14 protein-coding genes are annotated in these 14,760 nt (G+C 41.4%); 8 read left to right on the top strand and 6 right to left on the bottom strand.

Annotated elements, in window-relative coordinates; translation table 11 throughout:
* The first annotated feature begins 54 nt into the window (after positions 1-54).
* The gene (locus tag M3661_RS23845) at positions 55-930 is read left to right on the top strand and encodes an S-layer homology domain-containing protein (protein WP_251489235.1); all 876 of its coding nucleotides are present in this window, start codon (positions 55-57) and stop codon (positions 928-930) included.
* Positions 931-1,058: 128 nt separating this feature from the next.
* Positions 1,059-3,032 carry a S9 family peptidase gene (locus M3661_RS23840; RefSeq protein WP_251489233.1) on the top strand — a complete coding sequence of 658 codons (1,974 nt, stop codon included), beginning with the start codon at positions 1,059-1,061 and terminating at the stop codon, positions 3,030-3,032.
* 132 nt (positions 3,033-3,164) lie between these two features.
* Here M3661_RS23840 and shc read toward each other — a convergent pair whose 3' ends face one another.
* Positions 3,165-5,057, bottom strand: coding sequence for a squalene--hopene cyclase (shc, locus tag M3661_RS23835; RefSeq protein WP_251489231.1), 1,893 nt, complete (start codon positions 5,055-5,057; stop codon positions 3,165-3,167).
* 421 nt (positions 5,058-5,478) lie between these two features.
* Here shc and M3661_RS23830 point away from each other — a divergent pair, with 421 nt between their 5' ends.
* Positions 5,479-5,808 carry a DUF2834 domain-containing protein gene (locus tag M3661_RS23830; protein ID WP_251489229.1) on the top strand — a complete coding sequence of 110 codons (330 nt, stop codon included), beginning with the start codon at positions 5,479-5,481 and terminating at the stop codon, positions 5,806-5,808.
* A gap of 361 nt (positions 5,809-6,169) precedes the next feature.
* Here the strand turns inward: M3661_RS23830 and M3661_RS23825 are convergent, their stop codons facing one another.
* The 4 genes from M3661_RS23825 to M3661_RS23810 form a co-directional block, all read right to left on the bottom strand.
* On the bottom strand, positions 6,170-6,937 hold the full coding sequence (locus M3661_RS23825; protein ID WP_251489227.1) for an amino acid ABC transporter ATP-binding protein: 768 nt from the start codon (positions 6,935-6,937) through the stop codon (positions 6,170-6,172).
* Between the two features lie 12 nt (positions 6,938-6,949).
* Entirely contained in the window at positions 6,950-7,618 is a 669-nt protein-coding gene (locus M3661_RS23820; RefSeq protein WP_065293289.1) for an amino acid ABC transporter permease, read from the bottom strand.
* A 107-nt stretch (positions 7,619-7,725) separates the two neighbouring features.
* Complete coding sequence (locus M3661_RS23815; RefSeq protein WP_065293290.1) at positions 7,726-8,571, bottom strand: transporter substrate-binding domain-containing protein; 846 nt, start codon at positions 8,569-8,571, stop codon at positions 7,726-7,728.
* A gap of 110 nt (positions 8,572-8,681) precedes the next feature.
* Positions 8,682-9,200 carry a thioredoxin domain-containing protein gene (locus M3661_RS23810; protein WP_251489224.1) on the bottom strand — a complete coding sequence of 173 codons (519 nt, stop codon included), beginning with the start codon at positions 9,198-9,200 and terminating at the stop codon, positions 8,682-8,684.
* 186 nt (positions 9,201-9,386) lie between these two features.
* Between M3661_RS23810 and M3661_RS23805 the strand changes: the two genes are divergently transcribed.
* From M3661_RS23805 to M3661_RS23790, 4 genes are all read left to right on the top strand, one after another.
* Positions 9,387-9,824, top strand: coding sequence for a MarR family winged helix-turn-helix transcriptional regulator (locus M3661_RS23805; protein WP_065293292.1), 438 nt, complete (start codon positions 9,387-9,389; stop codon positions 9,822-9,824).
* A gap of 51 nt (positions 9,825-9,875) precedes the next feature.
* Positions 9,876-11,093, top strand: coding sequence for a serine hydrolase domain-containing protein (locus M3661_RS23800; RefSeq protein WP_251489222.1), 1,218 nt, complete (start codon positions 9,876-9,878; stop codon positions 11,091-11,093).
* Positions 11,094-11,481: 388 nt separating this feature from the next.
* Positions 11,482-11,637 carry a hypothetical protein gene (locus M3661_RS23795; RefSeq protein WP_155987265.1) on the top strand — a complete coding sequence of 52 codons (156 nt, stop codon included), beginning with the start codon at positions 11,482-11,484 and terminating at the stop codon, positions 11,635-11,637.
* Positions 11,638-11,716: 79 nt separating this feature from the next.
* Complete coding sequence (locus tag M3661_RS23790) at positions 11,717-13,219, top strand: malate:quinone oxidoreductase (protein ID WP_065293294.1); 1,503 nt, start codon at positions 11,717-11,719, stop codon at positions 13,217-13,219.
* Between the two features lie 105 nt (positions 13,220-13,324).
* On the opposite strand, the gene M3661_RS23785 is transcribed toward M3661_RS23790, so the two are convergent.
* On the bottom strand, positions 13,325-14,095 hold the full coding sequence (locus M3661_RS23785; protein WP_065293295.1) for a MerR family transcriptional regulator: 771 nt from the start codon (positions 14,093-14,095) through the stop codon (positions 13,325-13,327).
* 302 nt (positions 14,096-14,397) lie between these two features.
* On the opposite strand from M3661_RS23785, the gene M3661_RS23780 reads away from it, so the two are divergent.
* Positions 14,398-14,691, top strand: a complete 294-nt coding sequence (locus M3661_RS23780; RefSeq protein ID WP_065293296.1) for an RNA polymerase alpha subunit C-terminal domain-containing protein — start codon at positions 14,398-14,400, stop codon at positions 14,689-14,691.
* Positions 14,692-14,760 lie beyond the last annotated feature (69 nt).

The raw sequence follows: 14,760 nt of genomic DNA, 5'->3' as shown, positions 1-14,760 counted from the left end.
ATTTCAGCATATTCACGTCTAGGGGAATAATAAAGATATGCGGAGGAAAACGAGATGAGAAATGTAATGAAAAAGCCACTGATACTACTCATGTTAATCGCCGTCTTCAGCATGGGCATTAGCGGTTCCGCTTTTGCTCATAAAGAGAACAAGCAGAGTAAGGAAAACGGGAAAGAAAGCTTGAACGCGTCAACAGCAGTGACAATGATCGTAAAAGGCTTGGATTTAAACATCGATAATATTAAATTTATCAAGAAACCGGAGGCAACCGACTATTATACGAAGGTTAAAAACAACTCTTCATACGCGGAAGACTTCATCATCGCTCAATATAACGGGCTAGGCATTGCGAAAGACATTAATCCTTCTGCTAAAGTCACAAGGGAGCAATTCGCCAAATGGCTATTTGGGCAAGTAAGCCATAAAGGAAATTATGCATGGATCGAAAATTTCCAAAGCGTTTCGGATGCCGACCAGGTGACAGACGGATACATGGACAGTATTCAGAAGCTGCTCATTGCCAAAATCGTATCCCTAGACAGCAAGCAACGCTTCTATCCTAAGAGCTATATCACCCGCGCAGAAGCTGCCGATATGATCCGCAAAACGTTAACATTCATTAAAAACACAAAACCGGAAACACCTGATACTTCCGATCTCAACCAAGTAAAAATCATTTCGGAAAAAGAAACGGATTCTGTCACACGAGTTACGTTATCCGCCCTAGCTCCTCACTCTGGATATGGACTCGAGATCACGGGCATCCAATTCTCGAAAGGCGTGGCCACTATTCAATATAGAGTCGTGCAGCCTGATCCTGACAAAATGTACATGCAAGTCATCACGGAGTTAAAAGCTGTGACTTATATACCTTCGGACTACAAAGCTGTATTAGGGGTAGTAAAACCCACAGCTCATTTTCAAGGCTAGTATTGTTGAGCAGGCTGCCGAAGCCTGCTCATTTTGCTAAGCTACCGGGTAGGAAAGTTGAATAATACCCCGAATATAGTATGGAGAGTTTAAAAGCGTATCTTTAGGCACTACGAGGGGGGTTATTAATGGAAATGAATGAAAAAGCATATCTAAGTATAGAAGAGATTATTTCATTACCAACCTTATCAGGTACAAATATAAGTGAAAATGGCAAAAACGTAGCATTTGTCAAGAAGACAGCTAACTGGAAAGACAATACATATAGGAATCATATATGGATATATGAAAAAGATAAGAAGCAGTGTTACCCATTAACAACTGGGGATATAGATAGTACATACCCATTATGGTCTCCAGATTCTAGAGATATCGCATACCTTAGCCCAGTTGGTGACGGGGATAATAAGAAAAATCAGATCTTTATTAAGTCAATAGATGGTGATAGTGGGGTTCAAATTACTGATGAGAAAGAAGGGGTCAGTACATTCAAATGGGAGCCTACTGGCAAGGGTTTTTATTATGTTGCACAGTCAAAAGAATCAGAGGCGATAAAGAAACGTAAGCAACTATATGGAGATTTTCATCATATAGGTAAGGAATACCAGAATAATTGTTTATATTACATTGAAATAGAAAAAGTGATACAAAATGATAACTATGAACACGGAAATAGCGTTGTTTATCAACTAACTGATGGTAAGGATTTTCATATCCATGAATTTGATATTTCAAATGATGGGAAAAAGGCTGTATTTATGGCTACACCAAGCTCAAATATGGGTGATTATATAAATGGAGATCTATACATACTAGATATTAAAGCTCGAGAGCTACAAAAGATGAATATAGATAAGTTGTTGGGAGGGAGCGTCTGTTTTTCTCCTGATGGCAGCAAAATATGCTACTCGGCAAGTATAAGGGAGAAGGATTACTATAAGACCCATATACAAGACAGTACACTCGAGATATATGATATTAATAATGGAGAGCTAATTCAACCTTTAACAGATTTTGATAGTACGGTTATTCCATTACGGTGGACAGCTAAAGGAATATTAATTAGATGGCAGAATAAAACGAATTATCTTATTGGGTTGTTATCTGAGAATGGCACTGTGGAAATGGCAAGCGAAAAAGTAGATGGCTTTATAATGGACGCTTCTATAACAAGGGATGGCAATCATATATCCTATAATAAGGCTATAACAAATGAAACCTTTGAAATCTATGTAGACGATAAAAAAATAACGAATGAAAATAGCTTTTTCAAAGGAAAGCTTAAAAGTAACAGGAAAATAATCTCATGGAAAAGTAGTGATGGTCTTGAAATAGAAGGAGTGTTATCAACCCCAGTAGAGTTTGACGCAAATAAAAAATATCCCTTATTAGTGGTAATCCATGGTGGGCCGGCTTGGGCATCATTTCCGATATTTTCTGACTGTTTTAATGAGAAATATCCGATTGAACAGTTTATCGAAAAAGGCTTTATCGTTTTAGAACCAAACTACAGGGGAAGTTCTGGGTATGGTAATGAATTTTTACAAGCAAACTATAGAAAACTGGGAATTGCCGATTACGATGATGTTATATCTGGAGTGGATAGACTAGTAGACAAAGGGATTGTAGATAAAGATAGAGTAGGAGTTATGGGATGGAGCAACGGGGGATATATATCAGCTTTCTGTTCTACAAATAGTAGTAGATTTAAAGCTATTTCAGTTGGTGGTGGAATAACAAATTGGAGTACTCATTATGTAAATACAGATATACCTTACTTTATTAAGATGCATTTAGGAAATAATCCATGGAATGATCCAGAGATATATACGAAAACATCACCAATGACGTATATTAAATCAGCCTGTACGCCCACCTTAATCCAACATGGCGAAAAGGATGCAAGAATTCCAATTTCAAATGCATATGAGCTATATCAAGGATTAAGGGACATGGGAGTTGATACAGAGTTAATTATATTTAAAGGAATGGCATATAGTTCTGACCAGCCAGGAATTAATATGGCTATTATGAAGCAGAATTTGATGTGGTTCTCATACTATATTCTTGGAGAAGGAATGGAATATTTTAGAATTTATTGATTAATAAATGGATATCCTCACAGAATAGTGCTCAAGTTTATAATCGTAGGCCAAATAACGCGATAGTTGTAAAACTCACAATGGAAAAACGAGAACGGCCCGTAGCGATTGCGGCGCCGTTCTTTTTTAGATCTATGGATTTCCATATCGCTTCTTATAGTGGCTCAGCGTCAGAAGCGGCCAGATATAGCGATAACTGTGATAATGAGAATAGAAGTAACCGGGAAGGCCGGCACCTGTAGGATAAGTGCTCTTCCAGTCGTCTTCATGGAGTAATGCGATAAGTCTATGGATTCCTTGATCGACCTCTGGTGTTGGTTGTGTCTGAACAGCGATTAAGGCGTCTAACGCCCATGCGGTTTGAGAAGGAGTGCTTTCCCCTAAGGGCACATAGTGCCGCAGCCGATCGCTTTGACAGGATTCGCCCCATCCGCCGTCCGGGTTTTGGATGTCTAGAAGCCAACGGGCTCCCTGTTGTAAGGGTTTATGGCTAGCTGGAAGGCCGACCGCTGCCAAACCCGTCAGTCCCGCCCAAGTACCGTAAATATAACAAACGCCCCATCTCCCGTACCAGGATCCATCCTTCTCCTGGTGGCGAACTAGCCAATTTGTTCCCCGTTTGATGAATTCGTGCCGGCTATCGAGTCTGGCAAAGTTCCCGAGATACTCTAAGGTGCGCCCTGTAAGATCGGCCTCCGAGGGATCAATGGCCGCAGATTTGGCGCCGTCTATGGCGAGCCAGGTGAGTATTTCGTTGTCTGTATTTTTCTCAAATGCGGGCCAGCCTCCGTCTTTATTTTGCATGGATAGAGCCCAGTTCAGTCCGCGATTCCAAGATTCCAGGTAAGTAGAATTGGTATTAGATAACCTCCTGATCGCCCGTAGAGCTGCGGTTGTATCATCCACATCGGGATTGATTGTATTGGTCTCCGAGAATCCCCAGCCCCCGGGAATGGTGTCCGGGTTATGAATGCTCCAATCGGCAGTCTTATCCTGCTGTTTGGATAGCAGATACGTGGCGGCACGCCGGATCGCTAGATGATCAGCGGCGATTCCAGCTTCCTGCAATGTGTAGGCAAGCAGTGCGGTATCCCATACGGTTGAGGGGGAGTTCTGCATTGTAGTTGTCCCGTTAAAACGAAATTGCATGTCGGTAAGTCCCTGAATGGCACGGGTGATGAGAGGATGCTGTTGATCATACCCCAGGGCAAGCAGGGCGAGAATCATGAGAATTGTGCTGTTTGCATAGCTGTAGAGGGTACCATCGGCTTCAATTCTTTCTAACATGAACTGCTCGGCCTTGGTTGTAGCTGCTTCGTGGACATAACGGGGGGTGCCGATAAGCAGTTTTAGCCCTTCCTTTATCATGTTTTGTATCTCCTGGAAACTACGGGGGAGAGGATCTCCCTCGTCCATCGTTCGAACATAAAGATCAGATAGATCTGGCGTATGAGCGGAGCTCATCGAGAACTGCTTGTCGCCCATAATGAGCATTGGGATAAGATGAACCCTTGAGTATCCTGAGAAATCATAAATATTAATCGGAAAATAAGTTGGAAAAAGAACAACCTCGAGCGGAATGGACGAGATGGATGCAGGCCATTTCCTCTGACCTGTGGCGGCGAGGATGGCTGTGGTCATGATGTTGGACACTTTTCCGAGACCGCCTTTGGATAAAATATATTGCCTGGCTCGCTGAATAGGTTCGTCTGCCGTCTGGCTGTACCCGGAATAAAGCAGGGCGTAATAGGATTCAACGGAAGCGGACAAGTTTCCTTCTTCTTCATCGGCAAACAGTCTCCAACAGCCATCTGGCTGCTGTGCGGCAAGAATCCGGTTATGCAGCTGCCTGATCAACTCTTCATTCGGAACGTTCAGCAATCGAAAGATAATAATCACATAAGCATCAACTGACGTCCCGTTTTCAAAGCAAAAACGCCAGGATCCATCCTGTCGCTGCTGTTCGATAAGTGTTTTCGTCAGCCGCTCTATTTCATCATCCACTGCTCTTAGCACATCACTCATTTGCATGGTACCTCCGGGGTGGTTTTTTAGAATTATATGCAGGTGGTGTAGTCCATTGTATGAACAAGTTACACATATGGTCTATACGCGGAAAATGATACTGGCTGGGGTAATACAGAAACAAATTTTGATCTGCCATGGCCTTTTATCACATGCGAAGATGTCATTTAAAGTTCAAGGCTTGTACTGCCGCTCTTATTCGGATATGGTTTAATATGGAATTGTGTGATTTTTATAAAAATTTCGTGTGCTCTTTATTGCCTAATAAAGAAGTAGGAGGCAGCCGATGGGAATCGATTGGTATGACATGAACATGATCAACGGGAGAATTGGGTTCAAGGAACAAAAATACATCTGGAGCGCTGTGAAGCCATAGGCTGTTTCCATAAAGATGATGTCATTATTTTAGGGGGGGAATCGTATGAAAGTTCTATATGGGGTCTTATCGTTGCTTGGGATTGTGCTGCCGTACTCTCAGCTCATTCCATGGATATACGAACATGGATTGCAGTTACCTTTGCTTATCGAAGAAGCAGCGAGAACCCGAATTGGCTCATTTGCCTGGTTAGATGTCATTGTATCTGTGATCGTATTATTAGTGTTCATTCGATACGAGGGAAAACGAACCGGGATGAAAATGAGTTTGTGCTGGGTTCCGATACTTGGCACATTAACTGTAGGAGTTTCTTTTGGGCTGCCTATGTTTTTAATGTTGCGAGAACTGCATTTGAAAAAGATGACAGTTGAATAACCCTACGTATAATATCTCTGAAATTCGCTGGAATGGCTGCAGATAGGGGAAATTAATGTGGTCACATTTGTGAAAGACAAAAATTATCTTACGGAAAAAGGGCTCAACCTAATAATCATAACTGGTAGTAAAAAACGGAAAATTAAAGTACGAGGCAACGGCTGTGGAGCATTCGTGAGCAACAGCTTGATGCTGCTCGGTCTAATACCTATATTTACTCCTTGCAGATGGATGGCCAATTAATAGAACCATCTAATGTATGTAAAATATCCCTTTTAGAAGTGAACTTTTTATTACTTGCACAGACGCTGCTGACAATGATGATGCCAGCAGCGTCGTTGTAACATTGAGAAGAGAGGCTTTATATCGAATATTCCGTTGAATATCCATTGAGCGTGTTGACGTAATTTCTAATAAACTTCTTGGTTCTTTCATTTTGCGTGTGCAAAAATAGCTCCTCAGGTGTACCTTCCTCGATAATGTGACCATCAGCCATGAAAATGACGCGGTCGGCTACATTTCGAGCAAAATCCATCTCGTGCGTAACGATAATCATGGTCGTATTTTTCTTCGTAACTTCCTTAATGACATGCAGCACTTCTTCCACTAATTCCGGATCTAATGACGATGTAGGTTCATCGAATAAGATCACATAGGGATCAAGCGCTAATGCTCTGGCGATACCTACTCGCTGCTGCTGACCACCTGAGAGCGCGGCCGGATAATGATGCTCTCTGCCTTCCAATCCGACCTCGTGCAGCAATTGCATGCCGATCTCTACAGCCTGCGCTTTATTCATCTTGCGAGTGATGATTAGGGATTCCGTAACGTTCTCCAGAGCTGTTTTATGTTTGAAAAGGTTATAATTCTGGAACACCATTGCCGTTTTCTGTCGCAGTTGATAGACATCCTTCTTCGTATATTTCTCCGCGTTGATCTGAACACCATCGATTGTAATGTTGCCTTTCTGAGGCTGTTCCAATAAGTTGAGCGTACGTAAAAAGGTGGACTTTCCTGAGCCAGATGGGCCGATGATGGCGATAACTTCTCCCTTATCGATTTGAAGATTGATCCCTTTTAACACATCGGTATTTCCGTAGCTTTTATGCAAATTGTCGATTGTAATCATATGTTGCTCCTCCTATCGATAAGGCTTCTCCATTCTCCATTCAATTCGGGATTGAATCGAGGAGAAGATTGCAGTGACGACCCAGTAGATGAATCCAACTGCCAGAAATGCCTCCAGGAACTTATAAGTAACAGCCGCTTCCAGCTTGGCTTGTCCCAACATGTCTGTGACCCCAATTGTAAAGGCGAGCGAGGTTTCTTTGAAAATCATAATGAAATAGTTCCCGGTCGGCGGGATTGCGGTTCTTGCAGCTTGTGGCAGTACAATTCTTCGAATTGCTTGCCATCTTGTCATACCGACGGATAAAGCTGCTTCAGCTTGCCCTTTATCTACCGATGCCAACGCGGATCGGAAGACTTCCGATAGATATGCGGCGTTGCGCAAGCTTAATGCGATGATGACGGCTGTAACTGCATCCATCGAATTCATCCACGGGAACAGCTGCGGCATACCAAAATAAAATACAAAGATCTGAATGAGGGACGGCGTTCCCCGGAAGTAAGAAATAATTACGAGTAAGATCGGATATATAATCTTCGTTTTATTTGAAATGATCCAAGTAAACACCATGCCTAGCAAAATAGCGAATAAGAAAGCCAGCAGCGTGATGTACAGGACGAGCGGCAAATATTCGAGCAGCGATGGAAACAGCCCAAGCATATATTTCACATCAAAATTCATGGATAGACACCACCAATTGTAGTCTTAATTCATTTTGAATAGGGAATGAAGAAACCCCCTGAAATAGGGGGATCTGTAACATCTAATTATGAGCTGAATGACGAGCTTTAAGGTTTCGTCACGTCAATCTCACTCCATTTGTCCGAAAGCTCCTTCAATTTGCCGGAGTCTTTCAACTCTTGCAACGCTTTGCTGAACTGCTTAATGAACTCTTCATTCTCTTTGCTCTTCACAAATGGAAATGCATTCTCGGTTGTGTAGAGAGGCTTCTCCGAGAAAATCTTCAGCGGCAAGCCTTCCTTTTTAATTCGAGAGTGCGCAACAAAGTTACTGTCAATGAAGGCGTCAATCCGCCCCATGTCCACTTCTTTATATGTACCGCTTACGTCTTGATAGGCACGGATATTGATCTCATTCCCATGCTCTTCATTCCACTTTGTTGCATACTTGTGCATATTGTTGCCAAGCAGGGCACCTAGGTTTTTCCCTTTCAAATCATCCATGGACTTGATATCATCACGGTTATTTTTGACGACGAGAGTAACTGAATAATATGCATAGGGATCGGTAAAGTCATATTTTTCTTTCCGTTCATCGGTAACGGCAATTAGGTTGGCGATAGTGTCGATACGACCGCTGTCCATCATGCCGAATAATCCGGAAAATTCAGCTACCGTCCATTCAATTTCATAGCCTAGTTTTTCACCAACTAGATTCAATACATCGACATCATAGCCTTCAAGCTTTTGGTCCTTACCTTTTGATACAAAAGGCGGATAAATGCCAGAAGTCCCGACGCGAAGCACTTTTTTCGTTGATGCTCCTTGGGCATCCTTCGCGATATCCGAATTGGCAGAATTGCCAGTTTTACCTGTACCACAGGCGGTTAGAAATACGGCAAAGATCGTTAACGTTAACAATAGACGATAGGATTTAGATAAATGCTGCTTCATAATGTCCTCCTGTAGATTGTGCATGCTTGCATCTTATATGTAGTGTAAGCATATGCGTAAAGTCGGAATTGATAGATAAAAATTCAACAAAATGAATGATGACAAAGAGATTACTTTGCCAGCAGCGCTTCGATTTCAGCCTTCAATTCGTCTGCATCAATTTCTCTTGGGAACTGATATTCTTTATTGTTGATAAATACAGTAGGAACCATCCTCACGTTTCTGCGAATGGCTTCTGCCGTGACATGCAAGCTAATTTCCGTGTTATTCGGCTCTTCTTGCAGTTGATAATTGGAAGCTAGCAGATTTTTGATTTCTTGATTGTTCAACTGATCCCATTGGGATTGGGTTTTGAACAATTCTTTGATAATCTCTCTTGCACGCGCAGGATTTTTATAGTCCAAGAACAAGTTCACGAGCGTTCCATTTAACAGCATCTCTCTAGGCTTATCATAATGCTTGACGATAAATTCAACTTGACCTTGTTCCAAGTAGGCTGGCAGAACATCTTCCGCGATGCCGAAGAAGGTTGCGCAGTAAGGGCAGGTTAAATTCAAAAATACCTCAACCTTAATAGGGGCGTCTTTCTGTCCAAAACTCAATTGTCTGTTCTCAATGTGATTGGTCATGTTTAACCCGCTTTCTAAGAAGAATGTTGATACTAGTAAACTATAATTATTCCGACCTATATTGTCAACATTAATTGCCTATCGGTTAAAAGCTACCACACTACAATCCATCATCGAAAAATTTGACTTATTGTAGTTCCCCCTCTAATATATTAGGTATCTAACATATTTCAGAGGGTGAGCTACGTGAACATCTATGAACAAGTAAAACAAATTAATGAAGCTGATTATGCCATTAACCGCTTGATTTTTAAACACTATGAACCATATTTAGCTAGCTCTATCACCACTCAGCAAGCCGTGTTGCTGGATATTGTATACTCTGCCAACAAAATAACGGTAGGTGAGATTGCTATAGAAATGAACATTAGTTCTAGTGCAGTAAGCCAGCTTATTGCGAAGATGGAGAAAAACCAGTTTATTCATCGTGCTATCAATCCTGATAATCGCCGAGAAGTGTTTATTACGCTAGGAATTAAAGGCGAGGAGTACTTTGAAAAGCAAGAATATGTCGAGCGCTCTGTGGCCGATCGTTTATTTTCTAAACTAACTGTTGCCGAACGTAACGAGTTAGAAAGAATTACGAAAAAATTGAAACAAATTGCAGCTGAAGAGTTCATTTGAGTTCTTCTCATCCAATATGTTAGATGACTAATATATTTAGGAGGCTTACTTATGTTCAACTCTATTTATTCTACGCTTGAAAAAATCCAGTTCAATGGTGCAGTTTATGTAGAAACGAGCAATAACGAAATTGTAGATGTAACAATAGGTTTTGCAGATATGAAGAATTCAGTTCCGATTACGGGGGAAACACTATTTAACATTGCTTCTTTAAGCAAAATGTACACTGCTGTAATGGTTCTTCAATTAATAGAGCAGAAGGTGATTCATTTTAAAGACAACCTAACAAAGTGGTTTGATACAAGTATCTTTAAAGATGTAACGATTGAAGATTTGTTGATGCATACATCCGGTATCCCAGAATATATCGATAATTCTTCAGTTGAGAAAATTGAAGATATTTTACATAACAAGGAGCCTTATTTCCTTCCAGGTAGCGGTTGGCTTTATACAAATACAAATTATGTTTTGCTAGCTAAAATTATCGAACAGGCAAGTCAACTTTCTTATGAGGATTATTTACAAAGAATGATCGCCCAACCTCTTCAACTTCAAAACACGACAACGAAGCCAAAATTGAAACTAACTGCTGTCGGTAAGCTATTTGATTTTATAAATAAGAAATATATCCATGCAACAGACGATCCGATTTTTAAAGATATCGATAAGAAACACGATTTTTATGGTGACGGAGGAATTTATGCAACAGCTCAAGATATAGCCCGATTTGTAAAAGGGTTTCTTCAAGGTGAATTAGTATCGCTTGAAATGGTGAATCGCGCCCTTACTCCTTCACCGTTACATAGCTCATATGGTTGTGGGTTTATCATTCAAGACGGTTCTATTGGTCACTCTGGTGGTTGGCCTGGCTATTCGTCGCATTGCTTATGTTCTGTGACAAGCGGAGAGGTGACGGTTCTCTTAACGAATGAAGAGGTAAGCCCTTTTTACGAGCAGCAAATATTAGAATTCTTAAACCAAGCTAGTGAAAGTAAAGAACCTGATGCTCCAAAGCATCCTAGTATCATGAAATTCAATAGTGCTGATCATATTGTCGGTACCTATCAACTCGCTGATGAATATCAAACATCCTTCATAATTAAAGAGGGAATAAACTCGTATATTATTTCTTTCCATGACCAACATGATACCCATTTATTTAAAGTTAAACCTAATCTGTATTGGATTCGAAATACGATGAGTTATATCGATATTTCTGAAGGAATCTTTATTGATGAGGGTGTGGAAATACCGTTTCATAAACTATAGATTAATGAGTGAAACTTGATCATATGAAATAGGGACACACTGGAATACATTCCTAAGCCAAAGGAAGAGCAGTAATCTCAATAAAAATCAATGACTATCCATACATTTATGTTTAAAATCAATACTAACAAATGGATTTTTTTATGTTATGATAATATTAATCCTCTAAAGGAGTCACGGCACCCCAGATATACAGCAAATGAGGAGATTCAATCATTTTTGAATCTAGAGTTTAACAAAGGGGTCTCAATTGATATTCCTTTCCACTGAGAACATGGATCTTTGCTCTCAGGTTGAATTTTTTTTGCTGTTAAGATTGCTGTTTACAAGTCGTTGGTGAGAAAAGCATATTGGGGATGATCGCTAATCCAAAATTGGTGGTACCACGATGTTATTGCGAAGAGCATTTTTCAAGTCCAAAAAAGCAGTACAGCGCAAACTAGGGGGCTCGCAGGGCGGTTATTCACTGGAGTCGGAGCAAACCAAAGCAACATTCCTTGCAAGTAGTTGGGAGAAGGCCTTGGTTTTTATGCATCCCGATTGACTATCTGGATGAATGAGTCAAGCAGGCAGCTGCGCCTATATCTTTTCTACAAATACATTAGCATGTAAGGACGGTAAAAATGATCAACAGACAAACTAAAACAGACGTTATCTTAATTGGTGCCGGAATTATGAGCGCGACTTTGGGGACAATGCTGAAAGAATTAGCACCGGATTGGGAAATTACAGTTTTTGAAAAGCTCGCTAACGCAGGAGAAGAAAGCTCTAACGAATGGAATAATGCAGGAACAGGGCATGCTGCGCTGTGTGAGCTTAACTACACCGTCGAGAAGAAGGACGGAACCATAGATATTAGCAAGGCGATTAAGATTAATGAACAATTCCAGCTTTCAAAGCAATTCTGGGCTTATCTCGTAAGCAGCAATTTAATTCGTAATCCGCAGGATTTTATTATGCCCTTGCCTCATATGAGCTTAGTCCAAGGGGAAAGCAATGTCGCCTTTTTAAGAAAACGTTTTGAAGCGCTATCAAATAATCCGCTGTTTCAAGGTATGGAATTCTCCGATGATACGGCCAAACTATCGGAATGGATTCCGCTTATTATGAAAGGCAGAACTACGAATGAGCCGATGGCAGCTACCAAAATTGACACCGGAACGGATGTTAACTTTGGCGCTTTAACGCGCATACTGCTTGACCATCTGAAGAGCAAAAACGTTGCGATTCAATACAAGCATAGTGTGGATGATCTGAAGCGGACGAAGGATGGCTTATGGGAGCTGAAGGTTCGGAATATGCAAAGCGGTACCGTCGAACGCCATTCGGCAAAGTTTGTCTTTATCGGCGGCGGGGGTGGCAGTCTTCATTTGCTGCAAAAATCAGGAATTCCTGAAGGCAAAGGTATCGGTGGCTTCCCGGTAAGTGGATTGTTCATGGTATGCAATAATCCGGAAATAGTAGAGCAGCATCATGCCAAGGTATACGGGAAGGCTCCTGTTGGCGCTCCGCCAATGTCTGTCCCGCATCTGGATACTAGATATATTGATAACAAGAAGACATTGCTGTTCGGACCGTTTGCTGGCTTCTCGCCAAAGTTCTTGAAGACGGGCTCCATGTTCGATTTGATTACATCGGTGAAGCCGCATAATCTCTTCACGATGCTTGCAGCTGGAGCGAAGAACGTCCCATTGACAAGATACCTTATTCAACAAGTCATGTTATCCAAAGAAAAGCGCATGAAGGATTTACGGGACTTTGTCCCGGACGCAAAAAGTGCGGATTGGGATTTGGTGGTGGCAGGTCAGCGTGTGCAAGTTATTAAAGATACGACACACGGCGGCAAAGGCACACTTCAATTCGGCACAGAAGTAATTAGTGCTGCTGATGGATCGATTGCTGCTTTGCTTGGTGCATCTCCAGGTGCTTCAACAGCCGTTCATGTCATGCTGCAGGTCATTAAGCAATGTTTCCCACAGTATGTGAAGGAGTGGGAGCCCAAAATCAAGCAAATGATACCATCCTATGGTGTATCACTTGCGGAGAACCCGGAGCTATTTAAAGAAATTCATGCGTTAACTGAACGTACGCTTGGTCTTAACAGTGAGCTTCAGCCCGTTGTGTAGACGATAAACATAATGAACAGGCCTTAGTCCTGAGATTTACAGGATCAAGGCCTTTTTAGTAATCAAATATATCAGCTTATATGCCCATTTGTTCTGGGCGATGAGTTATGGATTTGTTGTCTCGAAAGACGCTGCCGAAGCTGCAAGATAATAAGCCAATCCAGTCTGCTGACTCTCGAGCATGTTAAGATGAAAATCATCACTAAGAAAAAATTGAGTCTGTGCGGCAAATTCTTTAGCAGACGTATTGTGCCCATGGTTATTCATAAATGCTAGATGGTATCGAATAAGACTGACTATTTTCTCATCGTTATGCTTAATTCCATCTCGTAAGGAATTAGCCATTTTGTTCATGAATGTCATGGCTTCAACTGCTTGTTCATTGATATTCTGAACTTCCTCAGGAGCAACCTCCAGAGAATCCATCCCGTACGAAGCCTTCAAATACTCATTTTGTTCAATCAGCGCTTTGTTCCACTCTTTTTCGCTTGCAAACCCTATGAACATTTCTTTGTTATCCATAGATTCACCATCCTTACTACACTCAATGGATTTACGTAATGTTTGAACAATGGTGTCCAATCTGTCTTTACGATGGAGGAGCAGCTCCTCTTGCTGGGCAAGAATAGACAATCGATCTGAATGATGTTCCATCATGTCCTTGATTTGATCTAAGGAGAAATCTAATTCTCTGTAAAATAAAATCTCTTGCAGACGTTCAAGCTCTTTCGTTCCATATAACCGATATCCAGCCTCGCTTCTCTTGCTAGGTAAGAGAAGACCGATTTTGTGATAATGATGAAGCGTTTTGATTGTAATATTGGACATCTCGGATACTTCTTTTACGGTGTACAAACGTTTTCTTCCTCCCTTCATTATGTAGTGTAAGGCCTTCCCTAAGAGGAGAGTCAAGACGATGTCAAGACATCCTTCATAACGTATTGACTCCTCCCATAACGTTAAATCCCCCTCAGATGTAAACAAATATCTTTTGTCATAACGTAATCGAATGTATAATCATGGGAGATATTATAAGAACCAGCACCCCGGCCTAAGGTATGGGTAAGGGAGTTATGAGAAATAGTCATAGATGTCGACGGATTGGACCAACATTTAAATAATGTGATGGGTATAATAGATACGTACTATTAACAGCAATAGGAGAGGTGACAACCACTATGACCGCATCCAATAAAACGCTAAGAACTTGCAAACAGGGGCATCAATACTATAAAAGCACGGATTGTCCGACTTGTCCGGTGTGTGAGCAAGCGCGCAAGCCGCAGGAGGGGTTCCTTGCGGTTCTCTCAGCGCCTGCTAGACGTGCGTTGGAGCACAATGGAATAACCACGTTGGCAGAGCTAGCTAAGTATAGTGAAAAAGAGATTATGCAGTATCACGGAATGGGCCCAGCATCATTGCCTAAGCTTAGAAATGCTTTGCAAGAAGCAGGACTGTCGTTCAAACCTTGAAACAAATGAGCATAAAAAGCAATATGAAACGCAACATGAAATGCGAATACGCAAGCTAAAGCAACAATT

It is taken from the genome of Paenibacillus sp. MER 180, assembly GCF_023713665.1.
Taxonomy (GTDB): Bacteria; Bacillota; Bacilli; order Paenibacillales; family Paenibacillaceae; genus Paenibacillus_B; species Paenibacillus_B suaedae.
This window is presented reverse-complemented; position numbering and strand designations above follow the sequence as displayed.

Excerpts from the sequence above, each read along its gene's own strand:
- M3661_RS23845 (WP_251489235.1), top strand. The coding sequence starts at position 55 with ATGAGAAATGTAATGAAAAAGCCACTGATACTACTCATGTTAATCGCC.
- M3661_RS23840 (WP_251489233.1), top strand. The coding sequence starts at position 1,059 with ATGGAAATGAATGAAAAAGCATATCTAAGTATAGAAGAGATTATTTCA.
- shc (WP_251489231.1), bottom strand. The coding sequence starts at position 5,057 with ATGAGTGATGTGCTAAGAGCAGTGGATGATGAAATAGAGCGGCTGACG.
- M3661_RS23830 (WP_251489229.1), top strand. The coding sequence starts at position 5,479 with ATGAAAGTTCTATATGGGGTCTTATCGTTGCTTGGGATTGTGCTGCCG.
- M3661_RS23825 (WP_251489227.1), bottom strand. The coding sequence starts at position 6,937 with ATGATTACAATCGACAATTTGCATAAAAGCTACGGAAATACCGATGTG.
- M3661_RS23820 (WP_065293289.1), bottom strand. The coding sequence starts at position 7,618 with ATGAATTTTGATGTGAAATATATGCTTGGGCTGTTTCCATCGCTGCTC.
- M3661_RS23815 (WP_065293290.1), bottom strand. The coding sequence starts at position 8,571 with ATGAAGCAGCATTTATCTAAATCCTATCGTCTATTGTTAACGTTAACG.
- M3661_RS23810 (WP_251489224.1), bottom strand. The coding sequence starts at position 9,200 with ATGACCAATCACATTGAGAACAGACAATTGAGTTTTGGACAGAAAGAC.
- M3661_RS23800 (WP_251489222.1), top strand. The coding sequence starts at position 9,876 with ATGTTCAACTCTATTTATTCTACGCTTGAAAAAATCCAGTTCAATGGT.
- M3661_RS23795 (WP_155987265.1), top strand. The coding sequence starts at position 11,482 with ATGTTATTGCGAAGAGCATTTTTCAAGTCCAAAAAAGCAGTACAGCGC.
- M3661_RS23790 (WP_065293294.1), top strand. The coding sequence starts at position 11,717 with ATGATCAACAGACAAACTAAAACAGACGTTATCTTAATTGGTGCCGGA.
- M3661_RS23785 (WP_065293295.1), bottom strand. The coding sequence starts at position 14,095 with ATGAAGGGAGGAAGAAAACGTTTGTACACCGTAAAAGAAGTATCCGAG.
- M3661_RS23780 (WP_065293296.1), top strand. The coding sequence starts at position 14,398 with ATGACCGCATCCAATAAAACGCTAAGAACTTGCAAACAGGGGCATCAA.